This is a genomic window from Micromonospora sp. RB23 (assembly GCF_053585025.1).
This window is the reverse complement of the sequence record NZ_CM132111.1, coordinates 6,472,660-6,489,249: the sequence shown is the minus strand read 5'-3', so window position 1 is coordinate 6,489,249 and position 16,590 is coordinate 6,472,660. Positions and strand designations below refer to the sequence as shown.

The 16,590-nt window shown below is 73.1% G+C and carries 13 protein-coding genes; 6 read left to right on the top strand and 7 right to left on the bottom strand.

Going from position 1 to position 16,590, the window contains the following annotated elements; all coding sequences use genetic code 11:
* Positions 1 to 3 precede the first annotated feature (3 nt).
* The 6 genes from pstA to ACTFTM_RS29620 all read right to left on the bottom strand — a co-directional run bounded on the left by pstA (position 4) and on the right by ACTFTM_RS29620 (position 7,354).
* Positions 4 to 1,092 carry a phosphate ABC transporter permease PstA gene (gene pstA, locus ACTFTM_RS29645; RefSeq protein ID WP_449563604.1) on the bottom strand — a complete coding sequence of 363 codons (1,089 nt, stop codon included), beginning with the start codon at positions 1,090 to 1,092 and terminating at the stop codon, positions 4 to 6.
* On the bottom strand, positions 1,089 to 2,180 hold the full coding sequence (gene pstC, locus ACTFTM_RS29640; protein ID WP_449563603.1) for a phosphate ABC transporter permease subunit PstC: 1,092 nt from the start codon (positions 2,178 to 2,180) through the stop codon (positions 1,089 to 1,091). The genes pstA and pstC overlap by 4 nt, the downstream gene beginning before the upstream one ends.
* Before the next feature lie 39 nt (positions 2,181 to 2,219).
* The gene (pstS, locus tag ACTFTM_RS29635) at positions 2,220 to 3,326 is read right to left on the bottom strand and encodes a phosphate ABC transporter substrate-binding protein PstS (RefSeq protein ID WP_449563602.1); all 1,107 of its coding nucleotides are present in this window, start codon (positions 3,324 to 3,326) and stop codon (positions 2,220 to 2,222) included.
* 213 nt (positions 3,327 to 3,539) lie between these two features.
* A complete protein-coding gene (gene mshD, locus ACTFTM_RS29630) occupies positions 3,540 to 4,466 on the bottom strand; it encodes a mycothiol synthase (protein WP_449563601.1) in 927 nt (308 codons plus the stop codon).
* 1,096 nt (positions 4,467 to 5,562) lie between these two features.
* Positions 5,563 to 6,498 (bottom strand): polysaccharide deacetylase family protein, encoded by a 936-nt coding sequence (locus ACTFTM_RS29625; RefSeq protein ID WP_449563600.1) that lies wholly within the window; start codon positions 6,496 to 6,498, stop codon positions 5,563 to 5,565.
* A 136-nt stretch (positions 6,499 to 6,634) separates the two neighbouring features.
* A complete protein-coding gene (locus ACTFTM_RS29620) occupies positions 6,635 to 7,354 on the bottom strand; it encodes a winged helix-turn-helix transcriptional regulator (protein ID WP_357129003.1) in 720 nt (239 codons plus the stop codon).
* Between the two features lie 241 nt (positions 7,355 to 7,595).
* Here ACTFTM_RS29620 and ACTFTM_RS29615 point away from each other — a divergent pair, with 241 nt between their 5' ends.
* The 5 genes from ACTFTM_RS29615 to ACTFTM_RS29595 all read left to right on the top strand — a co-directional run bounded on the left by ACTFTM_RS29615 (position 7,596) and on the right by ACTFTM_RS29595 (position 11,116).
* Positions 7,596 to 8,648, top strand: coding sequence for a hypothetical protein (locus tag ACTFTM_RS29615; RefSeq protein ID WP_449563599.1), 1,053 nt, complete (start codon positions 7,596 to 7,598; stop codon positions 8,646 to 8,648).
* A gap of 104 nt (positions 8,649 to 8,752) precedes the next feature.
* On the top strand, positions 8,753 to 9,541 hold the full coding sequence (locus tag ACTFTM_RS29610) for an LmeA family phospholipid-binding protein (protein WP_449563598.1): 789 nt from the start codon (positions 8,753 to 8,755) through the stop codon (positions 9,539 to 9,541).
* 116 nt (positions 9,542 to 9,657) lie between these two features.
* Positions 9,658 to 9,735 carry an Ms5788A family Cys-rich leader peptide gene (locus ACTFTM_RS29605; RefSeq protein ID WP_310503780.1) on the top strand — a complete coding sequence of 26 codons (78 nt, stop codon included), beginning with the start codon at positions 9,658 to 9,660 and terminating at the stop codon, positions 9,733 to 9,735.
* Positions 9,736 to 9,944: 209 nt separating this feature from the next.
* On the top strand, positions 9,945 to 10,793 hold the full coding sequence (locus ACTFTM_RS29600) for a sulfurtransferase (protein WP_449563597.1): 849 nt from the start codon (positions 9,945 to 9,947) through the stop codon (positions 10,791 to 10,793).
* Positions 10,794 to 10,795: 2 nt separating this feature from the next.
* Positions 10,796 to 11,116: a DUF1416 domain-containing protein gene (locus ACTFTM_RS29595; RefSeq protein ID WP_422737132.1), complete on the top strand. Its 321-nt coding sequence runs from the start codon at positions 10,796 to 10,798 to the stop codon at positions 11,114 to 11,116.
* A gap of 68 nt (positions 11,117 to 11,184) precedes the next feature.
* On the opposite strand, the gene ACTFTM_RS29590 is transcribed toward ACTFTM_RS29595, so the two are convergent.
* On the bottom strand, positions 11,185 to 15,558 hold the full coding sequence (locus tag ACTFTM_RS29590; RefSeq protein WP_449563596.1) for a S8 family serine peptidase: 4,374 nt from the start codon (positions 15,556 to 15,558) through the stop codon (positions 11,185 to 11,187).
* Positions 15,559 to 15,723: 165 nt separating this feature from the next.
* Between ACTFTM_RS29590 and ACTFTM_RS29585 the strand changes: the two genes are divergently transcribed.
* Complete coding sequence (locus ACTFTM_RS29585; RefSeq protein WP_449563595.1) at positions 15,724 to 16,584, top strand: hypothetical protein; 861 nt, start codon at positions 15,724 to 15,726, stop codon at positions 16,582 to 16,584.
* Positions 16,585 to 16,590: the final 6 nt, after the last annotated feature.

The window sequence follows — 16,590 nt, the reverse complement described above, 5'->3', positions numbered from 1 at the left end:
GGTTCATCGGCTGAGCCGGTTGCGACGGGCCAGCAACTTCGCCGCGATCGTCAGGATGAGCACGAGGGCGACCAGGGTGAGTGCCGCGGTCCACGCCCGTGCCGGCGCGTACTTCGACGCGTCACCGGCCTGCTGGTAGACGAAGAGGGACAGCGACGACTGGTTGTTCTCGAAGGGGTTGGTGTTGATGGCGGCGCCGCCGCCGGCGACCAGCAGCACCGGCGCGGTCTCGCCGGCCGCGCGGGCGATGGCGAGCATGACGCCGGTGACGATGCCGGGCAGCGCCGTCGGCAGCACCACCCGCAGGATGGTCTTCCACTTGGGTACGCCGAGTGCGTACGCGCCCTCACGCAGCGGCGGCGGGACGAGGCGGAGCATCTCCTCGGTGGACCGCACGATGGTCGGGAGCATGAGCACGCTCAGCGCGAGCGCGGCGGCGAAGCCGGAGAAGCTCGGCCGGCCGTCGTTGAACCACGGCGACACGATCAGCACCCAGAACGCCAGCACGAAGAGGCCGGAGACGATCGACGGGATGCCCGTCATGACGTCCACGAAGAAGCGGATCGCGAAGGCGAACCGGCCCCGGCCGTACTCGACGATGTAGATGGCGCAGAGGATGCCGAGCGGAACGGTGATAAGGGTGGCGATGCCGACCTGCTCCAGCGTGCCGACGATCGCGTGGTACGCGCCGCCGTTGGCGTCCCGGGCCCCGATGTTGTTCATCGAGGTCTGGAAGAAGTTGCCGTCCAGCCGCTCGGTGCCCTTGCTGACGAGCGTCCAGACGACCGAGATCAGCGGCAGCACCGCGAGCACGAACGCGGAGTGGATCAGCGCGCTCCAGGTGCGGTTGCGCGCCGACCGACGCCCCTCGACCACGTTGGCCGCAGCGAAGAGCCCGGCCAGGTAGAGGATCGCGCCGAGGACGACGGCGAGGACCGGACCGCCGATGCCCGCGCCGTAGACGATCACGGCGGAGAGCGCGAGAGCCGCCACGGCGATGGCCGGTGCGGCGTACCAGGGCAGCCGCCTGGCCCGCAGCGAGGCGGGCTGGGCCGGCGGCCGGGTGCGGTGGGAGGTGACGGTTGTGGTCATGCGGCCGACTCCGTGAACTCCCGGCGGCGGTAGATGATCGCCCGCGCCGTGATGTTGACGATCAGCGTGATGGTGAACAGCACCAGGCCGGAGGCGATGAGCGCGCCCCGGCCGGTCTCGTTCGCCTCGCCGAACGCGTTGGCGATGTTGGCGGCGATGGTGTTGCCGCCGTTCTGGATCAGGTTGAACGAGATGCCGAAGGTGATGCCGAGGGTCAGCGCCAGCGCGATGGTCTCGCCGAGCGCCCGACCGAGGCCGAGCATCACCGCGGCGATGATGCCGGGGCGACCGTAGGGGAGCACCGCGGTGCGGAGCATCTCCCAGCGAGTGGCGCCCAGGGCGAGGGCGGCCTCCTCGTTCGCGGTCGGCGTCTGGAGGAACACCTCACGGGAGAGCGAGGTGATGATCGGCAGCACCATGATGGCGAGCACCAGGGCACCCAGCATGATCGAGGCTCCGAACGGGCCGTCGCCACCGAAGAGCGGGATCCAGCCGAAGTACTCGTTGAGCCAGACCGAGAAGTCCCGGACCGGGCTGCTGAAGATGTCCCGTCCCCAAAGGCCGAAGACCACGCTCGGCACGGCGGCCAGCAGGTCGACCAGGAAGCCGAGGGCGGTGCCCAGCCGCCGCGGCGCGTAGTGCGACAGGTAGAGCGCGATGCCCAGCGCCACCGGCACCGCGATCAGCAGCGCCAGCGCAGAGCTGAGGACGGTGCCGAAGGCGAGGGTGCCGATGCCGAACTTGGGTTCCGCTTCGTTGGGCGACCAGCCCTCGTAGGTCCAGAAGTTCTCATTGTTGGCGCGCAGGGCCGGCACCGCCTTGGCGACCAGGAAGATCGCGATGGCGGCGATGATGACCAGAACGGCGGTGCCAGCGGCAAGTGTGAGGCCGCGGAAGGCCCGCTCGGCGCCGAACTTACGGCTGCGCGGCAGCGCGCCGCCGCCGCCCAGCCCGGTGCCGCCCGGGGAACGGGTGCTGACTGGTGCCTCGGCCACACGCGCCGAGGCACCGGCGGGCCACTCGTGACTCTCGGTCACGCGCGTCCCGCCGGTGCCGGCGTCGGCCGAGCGGTGAGGGGTTTCACCCATCTGCTCGCTCGATTCGGTTGCGGAGGTGTGGGGGTCGGGTCAGGAGAGGTTCTTGACCGCGGTCTCGACCTTGGTGCGGACCGTCTCCGGCAGCGGGGCGTAGCCGAGGTCGGTCAGGGAGTTCTGGCCCTCGGCGCTGGCGGCGTAGCCCAGCAGACCCTTGACCAGCTTGAGCTTGTCGGCCGCGAGGCCCTTGCTGCAGACGATCTCGTACGTCGCCAGGACGATCGGGTAGGCCCCGGCCTCCTTGGTGTTGTAGTCGATCTTCATCTTGAGGTCGTCGCCCTGGCCCTCGATGGTCGCGCCGGCGATGGTCTTGCCGGCCGCCTCGGCGGTCAGCGCCGTGAACTCGCCGTTGCCGTTACCGATCTTGGCCATCTTCAGGCCGGCGTTCTCGGCGAACGACCACTCCATGTAGCCGATGGAGCCGTCGGCGCCCTTGACCCGGCTGGCCACGCCGTCCGACCCCTTGGCGCCGGTGCCGCCCGGGGCCTTCCAAGCCTTGGCGTTGCTGAAGGTCCAGTCACTCTCGGCGGTCTTCGAGAGGTACTTGGTGAAGTTGTCGGTGGTGCCCGACTCTTCCGAGCGGTGGATGGTCTGGATGGTGGTCCCCGGGAGGGTGGCGCCCGGGTTGTCGGCCTTGATGGCCGCGTCGTCCCACTTGGTCACCTTGCCGGCGAAGATCTTCGCCAGGGTGGCCGGCTTGAGCTGGAGGTTGTCCACGCCGCTGACGTTGTAGGCGACGGCAACCGGGCCGATCACCATCGGCAGGTGGATCGCCTTGCCGCCGGCGCACTTGGCGTCGGCCTGGGGCTGCTCCTCCGGCTTGAGTGCGGAGTCGGAACCGGCGAAGTCGGCGGTGCCAGCCTTGAAAGCCTCGACGCCGGCGCCCGAGCCGGAAGCCTCGTAGTTGATGGTGGTGCCAGCACACTTCTGCTGGTAAGCCTTGATCCACTCGGCCATGGCGTTCTTCTGGGCCGACGAGCCCTGGGCGTTGACCGTGCCGGTACCGCAGTCGACCGCGGCGGCGGAGCCCGAGGCGCTGGCGCCGGAAGTGGGCTCGTTGTTGTCCGAGCCGCATGCACTGAGGCCGAGCGTCGCGGCAAGAGCGAGGCAGGCAATAGTGCCGTACCGCTGGAGCTTCACCTGAGGGGTTTCCCTTCGCGTCTGACTTGGCGCCCCGATCCCGGGGCCCGAGGACCGGCACTGACCGGCTGACACGAAAGTTAGAAGTGCCAGGTAGCCGGTTCGCCGGTCGCAAATGAACGCGAGGTGAACACGTGCGGCCCCCGAGGTGACCGCTCGCTGAGGGTGAGTTGTCCGTTAAGTGAACCGGGGCACTTCAGTGCCCGTTGCTGTTCAGCCGAGGTGGTAGTTGATGTGCGCGGACCACCGGGCGAAGCCCAGCCGCTCGTACAGCGCGACAGCCCCGGTGTTCGAGTCGTCCACGTAGAGCATCACCCGGTCCAGACCGCGCCTGTCCCGCAGGTACGCGAGCCCCGCCGTGGTCAGCGCCCGGCCCAGACCGCCGCCGTGCGCGGTCGGCTCCACCCCGAGCACGTACACCTCGCCGATGCGGGCCGAGCCGGGTCGCTCGTGCACCTTCGTCCAGTGGAAGCCGAGCAGCCGACCGGTCGAGGTCTCCTCGGCGAGCAGGAAGCCGGCCGGGTCGAACCACGGCTCGGCGAGGCGTACCCGCAGGTCGTCCGGGGTCCACCGGCCCTGCTCGGGGTGCTCGGCGAAGGCCCGCGCGTTCAGGGCCAGCCACGCCGCGTCGTCCGCCCCCGGCCGGAAGGCGCGCAGCGCCACTCCGTCGGGCAGGCGTGGCTCGCCGAGTGGGGCCGCCAACGGTCGGCGGAGCTGCCACAGCACCCGGGCACGGGTGAAGCCGAGGTCAACGGCGAGCGCCGCCGCCGACGGATGGTCGCCGTGCGCCCACGCCCGCAGCGGTCCGGTCGCCGAGGCGAGCACGCCCCGGGCCAGCGCCCGGCCGGTGCCACGCCGCCGGTACGCCGGGTGCACCACCAACTCCACCCCGATCCCGTCCGCCGGGTCGGTGGTGTCCAGGTGCGCGTACCCGGTCAGGGTCCCGTCGTCGGCGCGGGCGAGCAGGTGTACGGCCGGAGCGTCCGGGTCGCGCAGGCGGAGCAGGACGTGCTCGTCCAGCGGGTCGGCGCCGTCAGTGTCGCCCGCCGTACGGGCCAGGGCCAGTACCCCGGCGATCTCCGTGGGGGACAGTCGGTCGGTCCGGGTCACCTGGTCGCTGGTCGGCTCCGCGCTGCTCATCCCGTCACCGTAGCCGCTGCGCCGTCCGTCTCAGGGGGCCGCCGACGAAAGGGCGACCTCGGCCGAGGGGCAGTCGGTCGCTGGTCAGGGGTGGCGGTCGAGGGGGCGCTGATCGTCGCTTTCGCGCGGTCCCGGCCGCCTGGCCGGGACCGATGACCTCTGATGGGCTCCTTTGGAGCTGAATCGTTTGCGGCATCGCCAACCGTGCCGGCGGTGGCGGTGGCGGTAGCGGCGGTGGCGGTGGCGGCGGTGGCGGTGGCGGTGCCGGCGGTGTCGGCGGTGGCGGTGCCGGTGGCGGCGGTGTCGGCGGTGTCGGCGGTGGCGGTGCCGGTGGTGACGGTGGTGGCGGTGGTGGCGGCGGTGGCGGTGGCGGTCCCGAGTTCAGGCGGTCGTCGATCCGCCCGCCGTCGGGACAACTCAGCGGACGTGGGACTGACTCGTTTGCGGCATCAGCTCCAAAGGCACCGCACCAATGACCTTGACCCAGCCGGTTCGGGCCTAGCCGCCCTGGCCCGGCGGCCCTGGCCCGGCGGCCCTGGCCCGGCGGCCCTGGCCCGGCGGCCCTGGCCCGGCGGCCCTGGCCCGGCGGCCCTGGCCCGGCGGCCCTGGCCCGGCGGCCCTGGCCCGGCGGCCCTGGCCCGGCGGCCCTGGCCCGGCGGCCCTGGCCCGGCGGCCCTGGCCCGGCGGCCCTGGCCCGGCGGCCCTGGCCCGGCGGCCCTGGCCCGGCGGCCCTGGCCCGGCGGCCCTGGCCCGGCGGCCCTGGCCCGGCGGCCCTGGCCCGGCGGCCCTGGCCCGGCGGCCCTGGCCCGGCGGCCCTGGCCCGGCGGCCCTGGCCCGGCGGCCCTGGCCCGGCGGCCCTGGCCCGGCGGCCCTGGCCCGGCGGCCCTGGCCCGGCGGCCCTGGCCCGGCGGCCCTGGCCCGGCGGCCCTGGCCCGGCGGCCCTGGCCCGGCGGCCCTGGCCCGGCGGCCCTGGCCCGGCCGCCCTGGCCCGGCCGCCCTGACCCAGCTGGTCCGACCCGCGCCCGGCACTGGCCGAACCGCCAGTCGCTGCGCGCCTGTCGCCTCGCCAGTGCGGGGACTCGCAGCGGGCGGGGGCCTACGTCGGATCGGTGGGCAGCGCCTCCAGCTCGTACCGCGCGCTGAGTTCGGGCAGGATCCGGCGCAGCGCGTCGACCGTGCCCTGTCGGTCGCCGCCCGCGTCGTGCATGAGGACGACCGACCCGGGTTGCGCCTGCGTGAGCACCGTCGTGGCGATCTTTTTGGCACCGGGAACCTGCCAGTCCGACGGATCCACCGACCAGTGCAGCGGGGTCATGCCGAGTTGCCGGGACACCGACACCACCGGGTAGGTCCAGGCGCCTCCGGGTTGGCGGTACCAGACGATCGGGACGTCCGGCACGGCCGCCCGGATCGCCTCGTTGGTGCGTACCAGGTCGGCGCGGATCTGGTCGGCGGACCTGTTGCCCAGCGAGACGTCGTGGTGCCAGGAGTGGTTGCAGAGCGTGTGGCCGTCCGCCACGATCGCCTGGATCAGGTCGGGGTGGTCCTGGGCGTTCTCGCCCACCACGCAGAACGTGGCCTTGACGTCGTACTCGCGCAGCATCGCGAGGACCTGTGGGGTGTAGCGCGGGTCCGGCCCGTCGTCGAAGGTCAGCGCGAGTCGGGCGGTGCCGGTGTCCGTGTGGGCGCCGAACAACTGGTCGCCGCCGGCGTCCCGGCCCGTGCCGTCCTGGCCGGCCTCGGCGGGACCGGCGGCACTCTGGCTGGCGCTCGGGGGTTCGGCGCTCCGGCTGGCGCTCGGGCGCTCGGCGCTCCTGCTGGATTCCGGGCGCTCGGTCGACGGCTGCTCGGGCGGCTGGTCGGCGTAGTGGGGCCCGTTGGCGTCGGTGGTGACGCCGGCGGTGTGCGGCCGGGTCTGGTCCGGCACGAGGCTGCGGCCCAGCACGTACGCGGAGCCGAGCAGCGCCGCCACCACCACCGTCACGATCCCTGCCGCGCGGGCGGTCGTGTTGACCCGCGTCACGGCTTCCACCCGATCGGCCGGAGCCGCCGGCCCGTCGCCCCCGTGTTACCTGCGCGCATCCCTGCCCCCCTTTTGCGACAAACCCGGCAGTCAGAATAGGACTGCCAAGCTGCGCAAAAAGGGCATATGGGGAATCGGGCGTGAGCTAGACGGGCAGCGGCGCGTGCTCCGTCTCGGGCAGCGAACGCGACGGGGGTACGACGAACTTGTAACCCACCTGGCGGACCGTGCCGATCATCGACTCGTACTCCGAGCCGAGCTTCGCGCGCAGTCGCCGGACGTGCACGTCCACCGTCCGGGTGCCGCCGAAGTAGTCGTAACCCCAGACCTCGCGCAGCAGCTGGTCGCGCGTGAACACCCGGCCCGGGTGCTGGGCCAGGAACTTCAGCAGCTCGAACTCCTTGTAGGTGAGGTCGAGCGGGCGGCCCTTCAGCTTCGCCGCGTACGTGTCCGGGTCGATGGTGAGTTCCCCGGCCCGGATCGAGCCGCCGGCGCCGGCGGTCGCGTTGCTCAGGCGGCCGACCGCGAGGCGCAGCCGGGCCTCGACCTCGGCGGGACCGGCCGAGGCGAGGATGACGTCGTCGACGCCCCAGTCCGCGTTGAGCGCGATCAGGCCGGCCTCGGTGACGACCGCGACCAGCGGCACGCCGAGCCCGGTGGCGTGCAGCATCCGGCACGTCGCCCGGGCCTCGCTCAACTCCGACCGGGCATCGACCAGCACCGCGTCGGGGCTGGGCCCGGCGACCAGGGTGCGGACGTCGCGCGGCGCGGTGCGCACCGAGTGTGGCAGCAGGTCGAGAGCCGGCAGCACAGCCGACGGTTCACCTGCGCGCGCGGTCACCAGCAGCAGGATCTCCACGATCACCTCCGTCCCGGCGGCGCATCGCCGCACGCGACCAGACGCACTCGTGAGGGAGTGCGCTGAGAAATTGCGTGGTCCCGGCGTCGCTGACGGGCGGGTAACGCGTTGAGCGTAACCGATCGCCTGCGCTGTACCGTCAGGCCATTTCCCGTTTGTCTAGCTTGCCCCTGATCGTGGCACAGGTTTTAACGTTGCTGAAACCCGCGACCGCCGTGTCGGCCGGTCGATCTGGCACGATCGGGGCGTGTTTCCCTCCACCTCGCCCGACGCCGGCCGCGACTCGTGGGCCGAGGGCCCCCGTCCGGGCCCGGCCGCTCCGACCCGTGGCCACCCGCCCGCGCCGCGCACCGGACCGGCTGTCGCCGACGGCGAGCGCCGTGAACGTGGGCCACGCCGTGCCCGCCGTGCCGGAGAGCCGGCCCGTCGTACCGAGGACGAGGTCGACGAGCCGGAGGAGGAGGTCGTCCCCCCGGTCGAGGTGCACCGCCCGTTGGCGCTGACCATCGCCGGTTTCGCCGCGCTGCTCGGCGTGGGACTGGTGCTCGGCGCGCAGACGTCGGGCCCGGGGCACCGTCTGCCGTTCGCCGTCATCGTCTTCGGCGTCCAACTGCTGTTCGTGCTCGCCTGGACGATGGCCATGCGCCCACCGGCGCTGCTGCTGGTCGCGGGGATCAGCGCCGCCGTCGCCGCGGCCGCCGACGTCGCCGCCGTGCGGAGCGACATCGCCGGCCTGGCGCCGCTGGGCTACCTGGCCGTCGGCGGCTTCCTCGCCGCCGTGCTCGGCCAACTGGTCCGCCGCGTCGACCGCGTCCGGGTCACCGACTCCCTCGGCGCCACCCTGCTCATCGTGGTGGGTGTCGTGGCCTTCGGCACCCTGATCGTGCTCAGCCGCATCCCCGCCGGCACCCAGGCGATCACCGTCTGCCTGACCGCGAGCGGTGTCGCGCTCACCGTTGCCCGGCTCACCGACGCGGTGCTGCCGTGGCCCCGGCTGGCCCCGCAGGTGCCCCGGGGTGCGGCCGGCGTCGTCGGCGGCGCGATGGTGGGCACGCTGGGCAGCGCGCTGCTCGGCGGCTATCTGGTGACACCCTTCACCCCGACCAGGGCCGCGGTGATCGGCCTGGTCGCCGCCGTCACGGCCGTCCTGACCGACCTCGCCGTCGGGTACGCGGAGGCGGGCCGCCTGATGGCCGGGGAGCCGCCCACCATGTGGGTGGCCCGGCACATGCAGGGGCCCCTCGGTGGGTTCGCCCTGGCTGCGCCCGCCGCGTACGCCATGTGCATGCTCTTCCTCTGAGCCCACGGTTGAGGCCGGTGCCCCTCGGGTACCTACGGTGCGCCGCGCTGCGGCATCAGATCGAACGACCCGCCCTGTCGTGGCGGGCGGAGACAGGAGGCGGCGTGGCCCAGGAGTATCCGGTCGACGAGGCCCGGCCCCGACGGCGCGGGCGCAAGCTGCTCATCGCCCTGGTCGTCCTGCTCCTCGTGGTGGCCGGCCTGCTGGTGGTCGCCGACCGGGTGGCGGTCGGGGTTGCCGAGCGGCTCATCGCCGAACGGGTCAGCCAGGAGATCAGCAAGCAGGGCGCGCAGTCCTCGGCGCCGGACGTCGAGGTCGGTGGGGTGCCGTTCCTCACCCAGGTGCTCGACGGGCGGTACGAGCGGATCTCCATCTCGCTGCGGGACGTGCAGGCGTCGGTCGAGGGTGACGCCGTACGGCTGCCAGTGCTGGACGTCGACGCCCGCAACGTGCGGGCGTCGCTTGACACGCTGCGGTCCGGGCAGGGCGACGTCGTGGCCGACACGGTCGACGGCACCGGCACGATCAGCTACGAGAGCCTCGCCGCGCTGCTGAACCGGCCCGGCCTCACCCTCGGTGAGCAGGGCGGCAAGCTGGCCGTCAGCGCCCCGGTCGACATCCTCGGCCAGAAGTTCACCGTCGCCGGCACCGCCGACGTCACCGTCGCCAAGAACGGCGCGGTGGCCCTGCGCTTCAACAACCTGGACGCCGCCGGCCTGCCGAACCTGCCGCTGGCCCGCACGATCCTGAACAACTACGCCAAGAGCATCTCGATCGACGTGCCGCTGCCCGACCTGCCCTTCCAACTCGCGGTCCGCAAGGTCCAGCCGTTGCCCGAAGGGTTGGCGGTCACCGCCGACGCGAAGAACGTACCGATCAACTCCGTGAGCTGACTCGTGCCTCGATCGTCCGGACTGCCGGGACGCCACAGTGGCCCGGCAGCCGGACGATTCCCGGATGGTGGTCGGTACGGTGGCGGCCCTCCGGATGGCTGGTAGGCTCCGTGACCATGGGGACCCACCTCACCAAACGGCGCGCGGTCGACCTGTGCCGCGTGGCCACCTGCCTGTGTCGCCCTGTCATCTGACGGCGGGGCTGATTTTGGCCGCCTGACGGCGGCCACCGGCACGCAGGGTCCTCGACCCTTTCCGGTGATCCCACCGAACGCCCGGCAGCGGCGCCGTCGCACGAACCCGTGATCCCGTCCTTCCGCTGGGTCCCGCGCGCGGTGCGACAGTTCAACCCATCGATATTCGCGCGTTGGCTCACCATCCATCCTCACCAGGGAGTGATTCGATGAGTCGCGACACCGCACTCGTCTCGGCCGAGTGGGCCGAGAAGAACCTCGACGCCCCGGGCGTCGTCTTCGTCGAGGTCGACGAGGACACCTCGGCCTACGAGACCGGCCACATCGCCGGCGCCATCAAGATCGACTGGAAGACCGACCTCCAGGACCAGGTCCGCCGGGACTTCGTCAACAAGACCCAGTTCGAGGCGCTGCTGTCCGAGCGGGGCATCAGCAACGACGACACCGTGATCCTGTACGGCGGCAACAACAACTGGTTCGCGGCGTACGCCTACTGGTACTTCAAGCTCTACGGGCACCGCGACGTCAAGCTGCTCGACGGCGGCCGCAAGAAGTGGGAGCTGGACGCCCGTCCGCTCGTCACCGAGACGGCGACCCGCCCGGCGACCCGGTACGTCGCGCAGGAGCCGGACACCTCCATCCGGGCCTTCCGCGACGAGGTCGTCGCCGCGATCGGCACCAAGAACCTGGTCGACGTTCGGAGCCCCGACGAGTTCGCGGGCCGGCTGCTCGCCCCCGCCCACCTGCCGCAGGAGCAGGCGCAGCGGGCCGGTCACATCCCGACCGCGATCAGCGTGCCGTGGTCTAAGGCGGCCAACGAGGACGGCACCTTCCGGTCCGACGACGAGCTGCGCAAGATCTACGGCGACGCGGGGCTGGACGACGGCAAGGAGACCATCGCGTACTGCCGGATCGGCGAGCGCTCCTCGCACACCTGGTTCGTGCTGCAGGAGCTGCTCGGTCACCGCAACGTGAAGAACTACGACGGCTCCTGGACCGAGTACGGCTCGCTGGTCGGCGTGCCGGTCGCGCTCGGCGACGAGCCCGGGGAGGCCTGACGATGACCGCTCCCACCGCTGCGGGCTGCGCCGCGCCTGACCAGGCCGCGCCCCTGCCGGCCAGCCTGGACCTCGAGAAGGAGACCGTCATCACCGGTATCGTCCGCTCGGCGGCGGACGAGGTCGTGCCGGGCGCGTACGTCCGGCTGCTCGACTCCACCGGTGAGTTCACCGCCGAGGTGGTCACCTCGGCCGCCGGCCAGTTCCGGTTCTTCGCCGCGCCGGGCTCCTGGACGCTGCGGGCGCTGTCCCGGCACGGCAACGGCGACACCGCCGTCACCGCCGGCCGGGGCATCAACGAGGTGACCGTCACCGTCGCCTGACCCACCGCTCTGATCGACCGGGGCCGGTCACCCTCCTGGGTGGCCGGCCCCGATCGTCGTCACCGTGGTCAGATGCCGGTGGCTCTCGTGCAGGACGAGACCGGATCGAGGGCGACGTCGACGGTCTGGACGATGCCCGCCTTGACGCGTGTGCGGTGGGTCTGCGGTACCCACCCGTCCCTGGCGACGATCACCTCGTAGCGGCCCTTGGGCAGCCACCAGACGTACCGACCCTGGGCGTTCGCGGTCAGGGTCCAGCCGGTCGTCGTACCCAACCGGTTCACCCGGACCGTCGCCGCGACCGCGACGGTGGCCCCGGCGCAGGTGACCCCCGTGACGGTGCCCTGGATCCTGCCCCAGCTCGCCGGTGGCGACACGGTCATCCGCAGCGGCACCGCCGGAACCCGGTACGGCGTGTCGGACGCGACACCCAACTCGCCGGAGTAGGTGCCCGGCTGGGCCACACCGGCGGCGGCCGTGGCGCGCAGGGAGACGGTGACCTTTCGGGAGGCGCCTGGCGCGAGGGTGAACGTGCCTGGTTTCGTGGTCAGCCAGGGCAGGTCGCCCTCACCGGCGCACAACTCCAGGCCGCTGAGCCGTTCCGCCTCGATGGAGCCGACGAAGGAGGACGGCGTACCACCGATCTTGTACGCCCCGCAGGCGGCTGCGCCCCGGTACCGACCGAACTGCACGTTGGGCAGGTCGCGCCAACTCCCCGCCACCGGGTCGTACGCGATGGTCCGGTTGGTCACCGTGGTGGACGCCGCCGTGACCCCGCCGGCCAGGAGCAGGAGGTCACCGGCTGTCGTGTACTGGGCGCCCCAGAGGTCAAGAGGCAGGTCCGGCAGGCGGTGCCACGCGTCCGCCACCGGGTCGTACCGGTAGGCGTCGGTGTAGTCGGCGTCGCCGGTGCCGCCGGCGCAGTAGACCGCGCCGCCGATCCCGCCGCAGGAGAGCCAGGACACCGGATGCGGGTACGCCGCGCCGGTGTGGAACGTGCCGGTCGTCGGGTCGAGGACGACGAGCCGGTCTGATTCGGCGCAGTCGTTGTCCCGGCAGCCACCCACCAGGTAGATCTTCCCCCCGGTGACCGCCCCACCGGCCGCCGCCGCGGGGAACGGGTTGACCGCCGGAGCCAGCGTGCTCCACGTGTCCGTGGCCGGGTCGAACACGTCCACGGAGGCAACGGTGTTGTCGTCGGCGCCCCAGCCGCCGAGGACGTACAGCTTGTCGCCGACGGCCGCCGCTACCGGCTTGGCCCGGGCGCTCGGCATGTCCGGCAGCGCCGTCCAGGTGTCCGTGTCGGGGTCGTAGCGCCAGGCCTTGCGTTCCAGGCCGCTGCCGCCACCGCCGCCGACGGAGTAGACCTTGCCGTCGAGGGTGGCCGCCGCGTTGTCGAAGACCGCCGCCGGAAGGGCGGCGATACCGGTCCAGGCGTCCTGGGCCCGGGGCGCGGTCCGGGTCCCGGCCGCGCCGTACGCGATGCCCGTGCGGGCTTTGCTGATCCCCTTCGTCCGCTGCTCCCGCAGGGGCGCCCCGGCCCTGGACAGCATGTCGAACCGTCCGTTGCGCTCGACCAGGTTGACGGTTGCCGGCGCGCTGCCGGTGTTGCGTACCGTCAGTTTCACGGTGCGTTTGCTGCCGTACGGCTGGGACGACTTGACGCTCGACGGTGTGACGGTGAGTCGACCGGCGGCCAACGCGACATCCAGGCGGCGGACCCCGTCGGCCGGCACGGTCACCCTGGTGGTGGCCACCCGGTACGGCGGGCGGCTGGCGGTGAACCGGTGTGCCCCGGTCAGCCCGGAGAACAGCCAGTAGAAGCCGTCCGGCATCCCCGGGTCGTCCGGCGTCGGCGCTGACCTGCCGCGGTCCTGCGGGCGGTCGGCGTCGGCCACGGTGACCCCGTCGAGCGGCGTGTCGGTGTTGCGGTCGGTGGTGAACCCGAGCACCAGCCCGCCCGGGGCGGCCACGCAGTCGCGGTTGACCACCTGCACGTCGTCCACCTGCCACCACCAGGCGAAGCTGCCGTGGAAGCGGAACCGGACGAGTACCGTGGCGGCCCCGGCCGCCGGGTCGAGTGGCACCTCCTCGACGACCGGCCCGCGTCGGCTGGTGGTCTGGTGCCAGACGGTGGTCCAGGTGGTACCGCCGTCGGTGGAGACGTCCACGTCGGCGGTGTCGCTCACGCCGACCGCCCGCCAGTCGCTGTGGAAACGCAGCACCGGCGCCGGCGTGCCGCGCAGGTCGACGGTCGGGGTCACCAGATCGGTGTCCTGCGTCCGGCCGGAGCCGAGACGGTCGCTGTCGGCGATGGCGAAGGCACCGCTGCCGCCGGTGAGGTTGCCCCGCTCGCCCGCGTCGGTGAACGTCCAGCCGCCGTCCCCGGTGCGGTTGCGTACCGACCAGCCGTCCGGCGTCGCTCCGCTGTCGAAGTTCTCGTCGAGCAGGGGGGTGCCGAAGCTGCCGGTGTAGCCGGCCGCCGTGCACCCGGTCTCGACGGGTACGGCGATGTCGGCCGTCACCGGGTCGCCGCCGGTGGCCACGTCCCGGGTGACCGTGCGGTAGCCGGGGTAGCGGGCGCTGATGGTGAGCCGGTACGTCGTGTTGCCCGGCACGGTGAAGGAGTACCGGCCGGTGCCCGGGTCGGTGAACACGGGTCCACCGGGACGGCCGGCGACCTCGATCCGGGCGTACAGCGGCCAGCCGTGCCCCGATCCGTCGGTGACCCGGCCGGCGACGGTGACCGACGGACTGGCCGTCAGGGCGAAGTTCCGGGTGACCATTCCGCCCTCGGCGACGGTGACGGTGGCGCTCTGCCCGGCGTACCCGTAGGCGCTGGCGGTGACCGTCGCCGCGCCGGCCGGCACGGTGAGCGCGTACCGGCCGTCCGCGCCGGTGGTGACGCTGCGGGTGCCGTCGCCGACGGTCGCGCCGGCGATCGGCCCGCCGCCGGCCGTGGTGACCGTGCCGGTGACTTGTCCGACGGCGCCGCGCGGCGCGGCCCGCACCGCCGCGTACGCGTCCAGTCGGCCTTCGCCGAAGACGTTGTTGTCGGCGGTGGTGCCTCCGCAGTCGGTGGCGTCGACGTCGCGGGCGGTCCGGTCCAACAGTTCCTCGGTGGCGGCGACGTCGCCCCGAAGGCTCGGCGCGGCCGACCAGAGCAGCGCCACGGTGCCGGAGACGTGCGGCGCGGCCATCGAGGTGCCGTCGAACGCGGCGTAGGAGTCGCCGGGAACGCTGGAGCGCACGTTGCTGCCGGGCGCGGCCACGTTCGGCTTGTACGACCGCGCGTCGGTACCGGCGCCCCGCCCGGAGAAGTCGGAGATGGTGTTCTGCACGTCGTACGAGCCGACGGCGTACGCGTTGGCGTTGTCTCCGGGCGAGCCGGTGCTGCCGCAGGCCGGACCGTCGTTGCCGGCGGAGAAGACCCCGAAGATGCCGGCCGCGCGCCAGGCCGCGATGGTCTGCTCGAACCAGGGGTCGCCGCCGGCGCCGCCCCAGGAATTGTTGACCACGTCGGGGCGCAGGTCGGGGCGGGGGTTCTGCCCGTTCAGGTCGGTCGGGGCCAGCACCCACTGGCCGGCCGCGAGCAGCGAGGCGTCGGTGCAGGAGTCGGTCTCGCAGCCCTTCGCGGCGATCCATTTCGCGCCGGGGGCGACGCCGATCTGATTGCCCGCGCCGTCGTCGCCGACCATCGTGCCCATGGTGTGCGTGCCGTGGCCGGCGTTGTCGCAGGGCGCGGCGCTCGGGCACACGCCGGCCGGGTCGTACCAGTTGTGGTTGTGGTCGAAGCCGCCACCGCCGAGGTTGCCGCGGTACGCCCCGACCAGCGCCGGGTGGTCGTACTGGGCGCCGCTGTCGATCGTGGCGACGACCACGCCGTCACCCCGGTCGCCGAGTTCGCTCCACACCTGCGGAGCGTTGATGTTGGCGATTCCCCACTCCGGGCCGTTCGCGTTCACGCGGCCGCGGGTGACCGGGGTCGGCCGCAGCAGGGGATAGCTGCGGCTGGGCTCGATCCTGGCCACCTCGGGCCGCTTGGCGATCTCGTCGAGCAGCGCGCGATTCCCGGTGACGCGTACCGCGTTCGCGATCCAGTACGCGGTGTGCGGCGCCTTTCGGGTCTTGAGCAGCGCGCGCAGACCCTTCTGGGTGCGCGTGGCGGTCGTGGTGAGCAGCCGGCGCACCTCGCGGGCCCGGTCGTCCGGGTCACGCAGCTTCGCGGTCCGCGCCACCGGCGCGGTGCTGCGCAGGTAGACGAGGAAACTGCCGTTGCCCGTCGTGCCGAGCTGACGGAGCAGCCCCTGGTCGACGCGGGCGGGCGTGGGCGCGGGTCGGGCGGCGACGGCGGGCTGGGCGGTGAGGGCCAGCAGGGCCGCGCCGCACGCCACGGCCGTTCGCCAGAGGACGGATCTCGCGTTCGGTGGTGGTTGGAGCACTGTTCCTCCCCACATGGGGTCCCGCTGGGTTCGGGACCTGTTCGGACGGTGCTCAATGCCTAACGATCGGCCGGTGACCTGGCGTTATTCCGCCAGAGAGGCGGGTCGCCGGGCCGTCGACCACTGCCTTTCGAAGCGGAGGACAGCTCGTGACACCATGGCCGGGTGAGCGGTGCTGTCCAGACGGGTTGGCCCTCGTCGAGCGAACCCGTCCCGCCGGCGCCTGCCCGGCGTGGGCGGCGTTGGCTGCTGGTCGCGACGGTGCTGTGGGCCCTTCTGCTGGCCGGGCTCACCTGGATGTCGGTCCGCGACGACCCGCCGACGGTGCGCGAGCAGCGCACCCTCTCCGAGGCCGCCCCGGTGGTCGAGCGGGCGGTCGGCGAGCTGGCCCGGGCCGCCGGCACGGCCGGGCTGCTGGAGCTGGGACCGGCGCGGGTCAGCGAGGGTTGCCGCGTCACCCCGCTCGCCGACGGCGCGATGCTGCGTCGCGAGGTCGGCGTGCTGGCGCCCGCCGGCACCGAGCGGGACGTGCTGACCGGTATCGCCGACCGCCTGCCGGCGACCTGGCGGGCCGGGGTCGGTCCCGGCCTGGACGGTCCGGAACTGCGCGCCGACGCGGGGGAGTTCGTCGCCGTCTCCGGACGCCCGACGGGGGACGGCCGGCTGCGGTTGACCGTCGACACGGGCTGCCGGCCGCCGGGCGCCGGTTACGACCCGACGCCGGGCAACGCCGCCGGCCCGGAGGCGTCGGCCCTCACGGCCGCACTGACGGCGCTGGGCCGTCCGACCGACGGCGCGCCGGAGCTGGTCACCGCGCCGTGCCCGGACGGCACGCTGGCCCGTACCGTGCGGTCCGCCGCCGGTCCCGGCCCGGCCGCGCCCGCCGGGCTCGCCCGGTTGGCCGGCGACGCGCCACTGCTGGACAACCCCCCGGTGTACGCGTACCGCGCCGGCGACGTCACCGTGCTGGCCGAACTCGGCCCGGACGCCGCGCGCGTTGCCGCCACCGTCGGCTGCTCCGGCTGAGTGGCC